Source organism: Actinokineospora sp. NPDC051303, assembly GCF_055586285.1.
Genome location: NZ_JBVJIN010000058.1, coordinates 22,589 through 33,831 on the forward strand (window position 1 = coordinate 22,589; position 11,243 = coordinate 33,831).

General features: G+C 73.0%; 10 protein-coding genes. 3 read left to right on the plus strand and 7 right to left on the minus strand.

Annotated features, from left to right (window positions below):
• Window positions 1-76 precede the first annotated feature (76 nt).
• Entirely contained in the window at window positions 77-841 is a 765-nt protein-coding gene (locus ACZ6SD_RS28540) for a VOC family protein (protein WP_465320097.1), read from the minus strand.
• A 192-nt stretch (window positions 842-1,033) separates the two neighbouring features.
• Between ACZ6SD_RS28540 and ACZ6SD_RS28545 the strand changes: the two genes are divergently transcribed.
• Complete coding sequence (locus ACZ6SD_RS28545) at window positions 1,034-1,522, plus strand: hypothetical protein (protein WP_465320098.1); 489 nt, start codon at window positions 1,034-1,036, stop codon at window positions 1,520-1,522.
• 171 nt (window positions 1,523-1,693) lie between these two features.
• Window positions 1,694-4,945 carry a S8 family serine peptidase gene (locus ACZ6SD_RS28550; RefSeq protein ID WP_465320099.1) on the plus strand — a complete coding sequence of 1,084 codons (3,252 nt, stop codon included), beginning with the start codon at window positions 1,694-1,696 and terminating at the stop codon, window positions 4,943-4,945.
• A 77-nt stretch (window positions 4,946-5,022) separates the two neighbouring features.
• Here the strand turns inward: ACZ6SD_RS28550 and ACZ6SD_RS28555 are convergent, their stop codons facing one another.
• Genes ACZ6SD_RS28555 through hemE form a run of 4 tightly spaced genes read right to left on the minus strand, consistent with a single transcriptional unit; the run spans window position 5,023 to window position 9,506 of the window.
• Window positions 5,023-6,258 (minus strand): CoA transferase, encoded by a 1,236-nt coding sequence (locus ACZ6SD_RS28555; RefSeq protein ID WP_465320109.1) that lies wholly within the window; start codon window positions 6,256-6,258, stop codon window positions 5,023-5,025.
• Window positions 6,259-6,302: 44 nt separating this feature from the next.
• A complete protein-coding gene (gene hemQ / locus ACZ6SD_RS28560; RefSeq protein WP_465320100.1) occupies window positions 6,303-6,995 on the minus strand; it encodes a hydrogen peroxide-dependent heme synthase in 693 nt (230 codons plus the stop codon).
• 40 nt (window positions 6,996-7,035) lie between these two features.
• Window positions 7,036-8,442, minus strand: a complete 1,407-nt coding sequence (gene hemG, locus ACZ6SD_RS28565; protein ID WP_465320101.1) for a protoporphyrinogen oxidase — start codon at window positions 8,440-8,442, stop codon at window positions 7,036-7,038.
• Window positions 8,439-9,506 carry a uroporphyrinogen decarboxylase gene (gene hemE, locus ACZ6SD_RS28570; RefSeq protein ID WP_465320102.1) on the minus strand — a complete coding sequence of 356 codons (1,068 nt, stop codon included), beginning with the start codon at window positions 9,504-9,506 and terminating at the stop codon, window positions 8,439-8,441. Before hemE ends, hemG begins: the two co-directional genes overlap by 4 nt.
• Before the next feature lie 163 nt (window positions 9,507-9,669).
• Here hemE and ACZ6SD_RS28575 point away from each other — a divergent pair, with 163 nt between their 5' ends.
• Complete coding sequence (locus tag ACZ6SD_RS28575) at window positions 9,670-10,224, plus strand: DUF3000 domain-containing protein (protein ID WP_465320103.1); 555 nt, start codon at window positions 9,670-9,672, stop codon at window positions 10,222-10,224.
• 54 nt (window positions 10,225-10,278) lie between these two features.
• On the opposite strand, the gene ACZ6SD_RS28580 is transcribed toward ACZ6SD_RS28575, so the two are convergent.
• Window positions 10,279-10,695: a type II toxin-antitoxin system VapC family toxin gene (locus ACZ6SD_RS28580; protein ID WP_465320104.1), complete on the minus strand. Its 417-nt coding sequence runs from the start codon at window positions 10,693-10,695 to the stop codon at window positions 10,279-10,281.
• Window positions 10,695-10,964, minus strand: a complete 270-nt coding sequence (locus ACZ6SD_RS28585; RefSeq protein ID WP_465320105.1) for a hypothetical protein — start codon at window positions 10,962-10,964, stop codon at window positions 10,695-10,697. The genes ACZ6SD_RS28580 and ACZ6SD_RS28585 overlap by 1 nt, the downstream gene beginning before the upstream one ends.
• Window positions 10,965-11,243: the final 279 nt, after the last annotated feature.

The window sequence follows — 11,243 nt, forward strand, 5'->3', positions numbered from 1 at the left end:
CGGACGCGGCAGGCCGAGGAGACCCGGGCGGACCTTCAGCGCTCCCGCTCGACGGGTCCTGCGGCTCGGGCAGGCGTCAGCTCGCGGGCACGCCCATGATCTTGAACTGGGCGCCCTGGTCGTCCGCGACGGTCGCCATGCGGCCGAAGGGGGTGTCGGTCGCGCCCTCGATGACCGAACCGCCCAGCTCCTTGACCTTCTCCAGCGTCGCGTCGGCGTCGGCGACCTGGAAGTACACGCCCCAGTACGCCCGCGTGCCCGCGTCCAGCCCGCCGCCGATGCCGCCGACCGGCTGCTCGCCGCCGGGCACGTTCAGCGTGGCGTAGCCGCCGGGGGCGCCGTCCATGTCCTGGTAGTCGTAGTCGTAGACCTTGGCGTAGAACTCCTTGCTGGCGGCGAGGTCGGCGCTCATCTGCTCGTTCCAGACCAGCGAGCCCGGCTCGTTGGCCAGGGTGACGCCGGTGTGCGTGCCCGACTCCCAGAGCCCGAACTGCGCGCCCGCGGTGTCGACGGCCACGACCATGCGGCCGAACTCCTGCACCTGCAGCGGCGGCAGGACGATCTGCCCGCCCGCCGCGGTGATCTTGGCCGCGTCCGCCTCGGCGTCGGTGCTGGACAGGTAGGTGGTCCACGCCGAGGTCTGGCCCTCTTGCAGCGGTCCGAGGCCCGCGACGAACTCGTCGCCGAGGAAGCAGTTCGCGTATCCGCCGACCTCTTCGCCACCGATGTCCACCCGCCAGCCGAAGAGTCCTGAGTAGAACTCCGCGGCCCGGGCGACATCCGTGCCGAGATCGACCCAGCAGGGCGTTCCCGCGGGCCATGCGGTGTTCCGGGTGACCATTGATCGACCTCCGTTTTTGTTCCCGTGTGGACCCGCGGTCACGGGTCCGGGTGCACGCTAACGCCGACCGGAGGGTCATGTGCGTCACGATTGAGGCGTCGATCCCACGAAATGTGGGCGACCGCGAGGTGAGTGCCGGGAGGATCACAGGGGCGAATCGGCGGCAAATCGGACATAGCGGCTGGAGATTTCATGCGGTTCGGCGTCAAGGGGACAGCTCTGTCCGCGCTCTGCCTGAGCGCACTGCTCGGATGCGGATCTTCGCCGGGCGCGGGCGATGTGCCGTGCACCACGATCGGCGCGCCGACCGGCATCAGCCTCGACATTCCCGCGGCGGCCGCCACCGCGATCTCCCCAGCGAACGGCCAGCTCACCGCCTGCTGGGCGGGCCAGTGTCACACCGCCCCGCTGGACCTGTTCCCCGCGACCAGCGCGGGCCCCACGACCTGCGTGAACGAGGGCTGTGCCGCCCAGATGACTCCGACCGGCGGGCTCAGCGGGTTCGCCGACCTGCCCGGACTGCCCAAGGACACACCGGTGGCGGTGACGCTCGCCCTCGGGGGCGCCACGCACCAGGTCGAGGTCGTGCCGAAGGCGACGTTCCCCAACGGCCCGGAATGCGGCGAAGCCGGACCGCAGGCGCGGCTGACGCTGAGCCAGGGCGGGCTGGCCGCGGGCTGAGGCAGGCGCATCGGCCGATCGGCCATCTGGATCAACCATTTAGCCCTTGCGCGCTGATCATGGAACCTGGATAGTTTCTGGCGAACTGGGGCTTGATTCTGGGGGGATTCACCCGACACCGGACATCCGGCCTTTTCGGCATGCCCATAAACAGCACACTCGGGGGGTCGAATGCGCCCGCGCGCGCGAAACACGACAACAAGGATCACCGCGGCGGCAATCACACTCGGCTTGGTCTGCGCCGCCGCGGCGCCCGCCACCGCGACCACCGCGGCCGAGCCGCCGCGGGCGGCTTCCGCCCGCACGGTCACGCTCATCACCGGCGACCGCGTCCTGGTCCCCGCGACCGGGGCCGCGGCAGCGGTCCGGCCCGCGGAGGGCCGCGCTGACGTGGTCTTCCACACCAGCACGGTCGAGGGCCACCTGCACGTGGTCCCGGCCGACGCGCTGCCACTGGTCTCCGCAGGCAGGCTCGACCGCCGCCTGTTCGACGTCACCGGCCTGCTCGAAGCGGGCTACGACGACCGCCGCGCCGACCTGCCGCTCATCCAGTCCGGCCCGGCCCCGGCGGGCCTGTTCGCCACCACCGGCGTGCGGGCGGTGCGCGACCTCCCGTCGGTCGGCGCCCGCGCGCTGTCCGCGGACAAGACGGCCCTGGCGGGCTCGTGGCGCTCGCTGGTCGGCGAGGGCACGCTCTGGCTCGACGGCAAGCGGCAGGCCACCCTCGACCGCAGCACCGCGCAGATCGGCGCGCCCGAGGCGTGGCGGGCCGGTCTCGACGGCAGCGGCGTCACCGTCGCGGTCCTGGACACCGGGGTCGACCAGACCCACCCGGACCTGGCGAGCCGCGAAATCGGCGAACGCAACTTCTCCGACGCCTCCGACGCCATCGACCGCGTCGGCCACGGCACGCACGTCGCCTCGACCATCGCCGGGACCGGCGGGAAGTACAAGGGCGTCGCGCACGGGGCGAAACTGCTCGACGGCAAGGTCCTCGACGACTTCGGCTCCGGCCAGGAGTCGTGGATCGTGGCGGGCATGGAGTGGGCGGCCGAGCAGGGCGCCGACATCGTGAACCTGAGCCTGGGCGGCAGCGACGGCCCGGAGGAAGACCCGCTGGAGGCGGCGGTGAACCGCCTGTCCGCCGAGAAGGGCACCCTGTTCGTCATCTCCGCGGGCAACTCCGGGCCGAGGGCGCGGACGGTGTCGTCGCCGGGCAGCGCGGACGCCGCGCTCACCGTGGGCTCGGTTGAGCGTGACGACTCGCTGTCGTTCTTCTCCAGCCGCGGCCCGCGGACCGGCGACGGCGCGATCAAGCCGGACATCACCGGCCCCGGGTCGGGCATTGTGGCGGCCAAGGCGGCGCAGGGCCAGATCGGCGACCCGGCCGAGCCGGGGTATGTGAGCCTGTCCGGCACGTCCATGGCGGCCCCGCACGTGGCGGGCGCCGCGGCGATCCTGGCCCAGCGGCACCCCGAGTGGTCCGGCGCGCGGCTCAAGGCGGCGCTGACCGCGTCCGCGAAGCCGACCCCGGGCCTGAGCGCGTTCGACCAGGGCTCCGGCCGGGTCGACGTGCCCGCGGCGCTCGCGCAGACCCTGACGACCGAGCCGTCCTCGGTGAGCCTGGGCACCCAGCTCTGGCCGCACGACGACGACAAGCCGGTCAGCAAGAAGTTCACCTACCGCAACAGCGGCGATCAGCCGGTGGCCCTTGACCTGCGGACCGAGGTGGTCGGGCCGGACGGCAAGCCCGCGCCGCAGGGCATGATCACGCTGTCCTCGACCAGGGTGGCGGTCCCGGCGGGCGGCACGGCGACGGTCGAGGTCATCGGCGACACCCGGCTCGGCTCGGTCGACGGCGGGTACTCCGGCACGATCGTGGCGACCTCCGGCACGACCGCGGTCCGCACACCGATGGCGATCGAGCGCGAGGTCGAGAGCTACGACCTGCGGGCCACCTTCCTCGGCCCGGACGGCAATCCCACCGCCGAGTTCAGCACGCTGGTCTTCGGCTTGGACAACGACGTCCTCACCTTCGGCTTCGACCCGGACGGCGTGCTGGACCTGCGGCTGCCCAAGGGCCGCTACGTCCTGGACAACTTCTTCACCCAGGAGGCCACGCTCACCGCGCAGCACCTGCCGTACCCGGGGTTCGAGCTGACGAAGAAGACCGACCTCGTGGTAGACGCACGCGCGGCCAAGCCGATCAAGGTGACCCCGCCCGACCCGGCCGCCGAGCCCCTGCTGAGCTTCAGCGGGTACGACATCACCGCGGGGAACCGGAGCGTCGGTTTCGGCGTGCTCATGCGCGACCTGGGCGAGCTCAGCATCGGGCAGGTCGGCCCGGCGCTTCCCGCGGACATGCTCACCTGGACGCTGAACGCGTCGCTGACCACGCCCGCGGCGTACTACGGGCTGTCCTGGTTCCAAGACGGGGCGGTGCCGACCGGCTTCACCCGCGTCGTGCGGCAGCAGGACCTCGCGACCGTGCGCACCACGGTCGGTCCGGTCGTGCCCGGGACGACCGCGAGCCGGTTCCTCGGGGCGGTGTCGGCCTCGGGCCGCGGCGGCGGCCTCACCGTGGGCCGGGACGTGACCGCGGGCGTGCACACCGAACACCTGCTGGCCGAGAACGCGCGGTGGACCAGCGGCCTGTTCCTCTTCGGCGACAACCCGCAGGACACGGCGGTGGGCGGCCAGTTCATCGCCGAGCCGCTGATCGCGCAGGCGGGCAAGACGTACCGGCAGCGGGTCAACGTCGCCGTCTTCGGCCCCGCGCTCCCGCGCGCGGAGGTTCCGTGGCTGCGCCGGTTCGACGCGCCGCCGAACGCGGAGAACCCGAACGCGGACATCCTGGCCGCCGACATCGGCCTGTTCGGCGACGGCGGCGGCAACGCGGGCTTCTCGGCAACGACAGCGGCGAAGACGACCCTGTTCCGCGACGGCGTCAAGATCGGTGAGACGGCCTTCCCCGCGGGCGGCCAGTTCGAGATTCCTCGGTCCGCGGGCCGGTACACGCTCGCCGCCGAGGGCACCCGGGACGCCCGGTACGGGCTGAGCACGCACGTCTCGGCGACGTGGTCGTTCGACTCGAAGCCCGGCCAGGCCGCGGCGCCGATCTCGGTCGTCCGCTTCCACGCCGAGCTGGACGCCGAGAACGCCGCGCCGACCGGCCGCTACCTGCTGCCGGTGACCCTCCAGTTGGAGAACGGGGCGAAGGGCCAGCCGCGCGGGCTGTCGGTGGACGTGTCCTACGACGAAGGCAAGACCTGGCGCCGGGCGACGGTGATCGCGAAGTCCCTGGTGGTCCTCGACCACCCGGCGGGCGCGTCGTCGGTGTCGCTGCGGGCCTCGGCCCAGGACTCGCGGGGCTCGACGGTGGAGCAGACCATCATCCGCGCTTACCAGCTCGGCAAGCGCTGACCTGAGACACCGCTGATCTAAGACATCAAGGCCGCCTTCGGCACGTGTGCCGAAGGCGGCCTTGGTGTTCGCGGCCGTCACCACCAGGCGGGCGGATCACCGCCCGGGGTTCGCGGGCCGTGGTCCCAGCGCGGCGGCGAACCCGGAAGCGTTCCGGGGAACCGGACATGCCGCACCGTCCCAACTGAACTGTCCATTTGGGAGAGATAGGCGTCCACCGGCTTCCCGTGCTCGGCCGACTCGATCCGACCCAGCCGGTCAAGCCAGTGCGCGGTGCGGGCCAGCGAGACCCGCACGTGCCAGGTCCCGCCCTCGACGGCGCGGCGGCGCAGCGCGGTGAGCACGCCGTAGGCGGCCAGCCAACCGGTGCCGTGGTCCAAAGCCTGTGCGGGCAACGGAACCGGCCGGTCCACACCGTCGCGGTGGGCGATCCCGGTCGCGAGCTGCACCAGACTGTCGAAGCCGCGTCGGGTGCGCCACGGTCCACTGTGGCCATACGCGGACAGGCTCACCAGGATCTTCCCCGGCGGCAGGTCACCCAGCCCGAACCCCTTGGCCGCCAAGGAATCCGGCCGGTAAGACTGGACCATGACGTCCGCGTCGGCCAGCAGGCCGCGCAGCGTGGCTCGGCCCTCGGGGGCGCGCAGGTCCAGATGGCAGGACCGCTTGCCGAACCCGGTGTCGACCACCGCCGCGGGCACAGTCGGCAGATGAGCCGCGCCGACGTGCAGCACGTCCGCGCCGTGCGCGGCCAGGGTCCGCCCGCACACCGGGCCCGCGATCACATGGGTCAGCTCCAGCACCCGGACCCCGGCCAGCGGCCGGTCGGCGCGCGGCAGCGGCCGCGCGGGCCCGTCGCCGACCCGCTCGACCGACACCAGCGGCTCCGCGGCGACGGCGGCCCCCTGCGGGTGCGCCCGCCAGTCCTCGGGCGACCGCAGCGCCGCCGCGGCGCCACCGGCGGCGAGCACGGCGGCCACGACCACCGCGGCGGGCAGCGCGGCCACCTCGCCCGCCACGTCCTCGCCCAGCGCGGTCCGCACGGCCGCCTCGTGGTGCGGGTAGTTGCAGTGCAGCCGCACCCAGCCGTCCTCGGCGCGGTAGTCGCCCGACAGCGGCGCCCACAGCTCACCGGGAAACGCGCCGTCCACCAGCAGGTGCCGCTCGCTGCGGAACGCCTCCGCCGCGTGCGGGACGTCGACCGAGACCGGGCCCGGGTCCGTGCCGCGCTCGCGCAGCAACTCCCCCGCCGCCGCGGTCACCCGCCCGACGCACCAGGCCGCGGCGTGCGCCACCCGGTACGGCCCGGCCATGACCCGCTCGTCGCCGACCAGCTCGACCCCCGCCGAGCCCGTCGTCACGGCAGGTTGGCGACCAACTCGGCCGCGGGCACCCGGGTGCCGGTGTAGAACGGGATCTCCTCCCGCACGTGGCGGCGCGCCTCGGTGCCGCGCAGGTGGCGCATCAGGTCGACGATGCGGTGCAGCTCGTCGGCCTCGAAGGCGAGCAGCCACTCGTAGTCGCCCAGGGCGAACGACGCGACCGTGTTGGCGCGCACGTCCGGGTAGTCCCGGGCCTCCTTGCCGTGGTCGGCGAGCATCTTGCGGCGCTCGTCCTCCGGCAGCAGGTACCACTCGTAGGACCGCACGAACGGGTAGACGCAGACGTACTTGCGCGCCTCCTCACCGGCGAGGAACGCCGGGATGTGGCTGCGGTTGAACTCCGCGGGCCGGTGCAGCGCGACCTGGCTCCACACCGGCGTCGAGGCCCGGCCCAGCGCGGTGCGGCGGAACCCGGTGTAGGCGGCCTGCACCTGCTCGATCTCCTCCGCGTGCCACCAGATCATGTAGTCGGCGTCCGCCCGCAGCCCCGCGAGGTCGTACACTCCGCGCACCACGACCCCCTTGCCCGCCAGGGCGTCGAGGTACTCGGCGGTCTCGGTCGCGGCCGGGCCGCGGTCCTCGGGCAGCGCGCCCGGGGTGATCCGGAAGACCGACCACATCGTGTAGCGGATGGTGTCGTTGAGCTCGGCGTAGTTCAGACGGGCCATGACGTCGGCTTCCTCTTCATTCTCATTCGTCGTTTTCTGATCAGCGGCTGACCGGAGCCAGCAGGTGGGCGGCGATCCGGCGGGCGGCGGCCTCGCCGGTGCCGACGCAGGCCGGGATGCCGACGCCGTGCAGGGTCGCCCCCGCGACGGCGAGGCCGGGCTCATCGGCGACCGCGCGCTCGATCTCGGCCACCAGATCGGTGTGGCCGACCGCGTACTGCGGCAGGCCGCCGCCCCAGCGGGTGACCACCGCGTCGATGGGCGGCGCGGTGACCCCGGTCAGCTCCACGAGGTCGGCACGGACCAGCCGCACCAGCTCGTCGTCGTCGGCGCGCAGGGCGCCGGGCTCGCCGTGCCTGCCGACCGAGCCGCGCACCACCACGGCGCCTTGACCGCCCTGGGCACCTTCCCCGAGGTGCGCCCACTTGGTCGCGGAGAATGTGAACGCCTTGACCGCGAACGGCGAGCCGTCCAGTCTGCGCTCCCGGGCGCCGAGCAGCACGCCGGAGGTGCCGGGCAGCTCGGCGCCCGCAGGCAGCGCCAGCGCCACCACGGCCATCGACGCGACCTCGACCCGGCCGTACGCGGCAGCCGCGGCCGGGACCACCCCGTCGAGCAGCTTGCGCGCGGCGGGCGCGGGCACGGCCAGCACCACCGCGTCGGCGGCCACGGCCTCCCCAGTGCCCAGGGTGAGCCGCCAGCCCCGGCCAGTGCGCTCCAGACCGCGCACGAGCGTGTTGAGCCGGATGTCCGCGCCACGGGCGAGCCGGTCGACCAGCGTCCCCAGGCCACCCGCCAGCGTCCCGAATACGGGCTGTCCGGTGGGGGCGGGCACAACGGCCGCAGCCGCCTCGGTGAGGCTCGTGGCGCCCGCGTCAAGCGCGGCGGCCAGGGCGGGCATGGTGGCGCGTAGGCCGAGGCCGTCGACGCCGCCCGCGTAGACGCCGCCGAGCAGCGGGTCGACCAGCCGGTCGGTCAGCTCGTCGCCGAACCGCTCGCGCAACAGCGGGCCGAGAACGGCGTCGCCCGCCAGGCGGATCGGCGGCAAGCCGGACTCCTCGGCGACGCGGCGCGCCCCCGCTGGCGAGAGCAGGTCGGCGACCGCGGCCGGGTCGGCGGGCACGCCCATCATCGTGCGGCCGGGGATGTGCCGGGTCACACCGCCCGCGCGGACCGTGGACCGCGCCCCGGTGGGGTGCGCCACGTCCGCGCCCATGCCCAGCTCATCGAGCAGCGCGGTCACTTCCGGCCTGCGGACCAGGTACGCCTCGGCGCCCACGTCGTAGCGCAGGCCAGCGAGGTCGACGGTGCGGATCTTGCCGCCGACCCGGCCAGTCTGCTCGAAGACGGTGATCGCGGCGTCCGGGCCGAGCAGGACACGCAGCCGGTGCGCCGCGACGAGGCCGGAGATCCCGCCGCCGACGACCGCCACGCGCACCGGGCTCACCGGCCCGGCGTGAGGCCGTGCACGAACTCGACGGTCCGGGTGATCACGTCGGGGTCGGTGTCGGGGAGCACCCCGTGGCCCAGGTTGAAGATGTGCCCGCGCGCGCTGCGGCCCTCCTCGACGATCCGGGCGGCCTCTCGGCGCACCACGTCGTCACCGGCGAACAGCACGGCCGGGTCGAGGTTGCCCTGCACCACCGCGTCCGGGCCGATGCGGCGCACGGCCTCGTCCAGCGGGGTGCGCCAGTCGACGCCCACGACGTCCGCGCCCGCCTCGCGCATCGCGCCGAGCAGCGCCCCGGTGCCCACGCCGAAGTGGATGCGCGGCACACCCGCGTCGGCCAGGCCGCCGAGCACCTTGGCCGAGTGCGGCAGGACGAACTCGCGGTAGTCCTTGAGCGAGAGCGCGCCCGCCCACGAGTCGAACAGCTGCACCGCGTCGACCCCGGCGGCGATCTGCGCGCGCAGGAACGTCAGCGCGGTGTCGGCGAGCCGGTCGAGCAGCGCGTGCCAGGTCTCGGGGTCGGCGTACATCAGCGCCTTGGTGCGCTCGTGGTTGCGACTCGGCCCGCCCTCGACCAGGTAGGACGCCAGGGTGAACGGCGCCCCCGCGAACCCGATCAGCGGCGTCTCGCCGAGCGCGGCGGTCAGCAGCCGCACGGCCTCGGCGACCGGCTCGACCTGCTCGGCGTCGAGCACCGGCAGCGCGGCGACCTCGGCGGCCGAGCGGACCGGGCGCGCGACGACCGGCCCGGTGCCCGCCACGATGTCCAGATCGACCCCGGCGGCGACCAGCGGCACCACGATGTCGCTGAACAGGATCGCGGCGTCCACGTCGTGCCTGCGCACCGGTTGCAGGGTGATCTCGCGGACCATCTCCGGGTCGAAGCAGGCGGCCAGCATCCCGGTGCCCGCCCGCAGCGCGCGGTACTCGGGCAGCGAGCGACCCGCCTGCCGCATGAACCACACGGGCACCCGGGTCGGGGTGTCGCCGCGCGCGGCGGCGAGGAACGGGGCGCTCGGCAGGCTCCTGCGGGGGGCGGCCGAGGTGATGAGCTCAGTCATGGCCCCGCCATCGTCCCACGGGTCGGGAGGCGCGCGTGCGACGATGGTCTTACTCGGACGTGGGTCACACGCCACAGGTCAACCCTGGGTCGCGTATTCCGGCGTGGCGGCCATCGGCGCGCCATACCGCTCACTGACTCGGGTGGTCCTACAGTTACGAGTTGTGACCGGAACAGCGCCTGAACTCTTCACCCAGGCCGTCGAGGCGCTGAAGTCGCTGCGACCTCGACCGGAGCTGCAGCTCGCGGAGGTCCGCCCGCCGCAGCGGCTGGCCCCGTGGGCGTTCGCCCTCACCGCGGAAGCCACCGGTCCCGCCGAGGTCCTGGCCACCGGAAGACTGATCCTGCTGCACGACCCGGAGGGCCAGGAAGCCTGGGACGGCGTCCTGCGCGTCGTGGCCTACGTGCGCGCGGAACTGGACGCGGAACTGGCCGACGACCCCCTGCTGCCCAGCGTCGGCTGGTCCTGGCTCACCGACGCCCTGGAGGCCTCCGGCGCGGCCCACACCGCTTTGGGCGGCACGGTCACCGACACCTCCTCAGCCCGCTTCGGCGACATAGCGGGCCCCGCCCGCACCGACGACCTAGAGCTACGCGCCTCCTGGACCCCCCGAGGCCCCCTGGCCCCCCACGGCGAGGCTTTCTGCGACCTGATGGCCAGCGTCGTCGGCCTCCCCCCACTCGGCGTGGCCATCTTCGGCCAACGCAAAGGCGACTAGCCCCCTTCTCCGACACCAGTCACAGCGGACCCCTGACCAACGCGCCTCTGACGATCAGCCGCGAGCCCCCGGCGCGGCACAACGCAGCCCGTTGAGCAGCCCCGCCTCAGCCATCCGATCGTCATAAGTGATCAGCAGGTCCACATCCAGCAACATCGCCGCCGCGACATGGATGGCGTCCAGCGACCGCAGCCGGTTCGGATTGAGCCGCTGACTGAGACTCACAACCTCATCCCCAACCGGATACTCGGCGACCCCGGACATCGCATCGTCCACGAAGTCCGCAGCCGCAGCGAACCCGAGATCGAACCGCACCCGAACAGCCCGACTGACCTCAATCGCCGCCAACCGCGACGACACCAACAGGGCATCGCCCCCGACGTAGTCACGCAGCACAGCCCGCAACGGCTCGGACTCAGCCTCCTCGATGACCCGTTTGAGCAAGGCGCTGCTATCCAGATAGACGCGCATCAGATCCGGTCAGCACGGTCAAGCAGGTCCAGACTGCGCTCAGCAGGCCCCAGCCGCAGCCGCGGTCGCACATCCCGAAACGGCACCCGCGGCGGCAACACCTTGCCCTTGCTGACCAGCGGATCCCCCCCACCCCCCGGCCCGGGAATCAGCCCAAGATACGTCCCCACGGCCTCCCGCAAAATCTCCTGCTGCGAACGCCCAGAACGCTCGGCCTCAGCCCGCAACGCAGCCTCGGCCTCAGCCCCCAACCGCAAGTTCATAGCCACCACACCACGGTACCAATCCGACCCCACACGCGGTACCACACGCACGCTACGCCCGCCCGGTGCTCGATGGTGCCGAACGAGCAGCAGCGAACCCGCCCCCCACGAAGCCGAACCGAACGCTCGCCCAGTTCTCGATGGGCAGAGCAAAGAGCAGCAACCCGCTCTGCTGCCAGGCCGCACCCGAGCCCGCCAGGTGCTCGATGGGGTGGAGTGGTTTCTTTGGGGGAGAAGGAAGATCCCTAAACTCGCCGTGGTCGTGGGGCCGAAGGCTCCCCACCC

Excerpts from the sequence above, each read along its gene's own strand:
- ACZ6SD_RS28540 (WP_465320097.1), bottom strand. The coding sequence starts at position 841 with ATGGTCACCCGGAACACCGCATGGCCCGCGGGAACGCCCTGCTGGGTC.
- ACZ6SD_RS28545 (WP_465320098.1), top strand. The coding sequence starts at position 1,034 with ATGCGGTTCGGCGTCAAGGGGACAGCTCTGTCCGCGCTCTGCCTGAGC.
- ACZ6SD_RS28550 (WP_465320099.1), top strand. The coding sequence starts at position 1,694 with ATGCGCCCGCGCGCGCGAAACACGACAACAAGGATCACCGCGGCGGCA.
- ACZ6SD_RS28555 (WP_465320109.1), bottom strand. The coding sequence starts at position 6,258 with ATGGCCGGGCCGTACCGGGTGGCGCACGCCGCGGCCTGGTGCGTCGGG.
- hemQ (WP_465320100.1), bottom strand. The coding sequence starts at position 6,995 with ATGGCCCGTCTGAACTACGCCGAGCTCAACGACACCATCCGCTACACG.
- hemE (WP_465320102.1), bottom strand. The coding sequence starts at position 9,506 with ATGACTGAGCTCATCACCTCGGCCGCCCCCCGCAGGAGCCTGCCGAGC.
- ACZ6SD_RS28580 (WP_465320104.1), bottom strand. The coding sequence starts at position 10,695 with ATGCGCGTCTATCTGGATAGCAGCGCCTTGCTCAAACGGGTCATCGAG.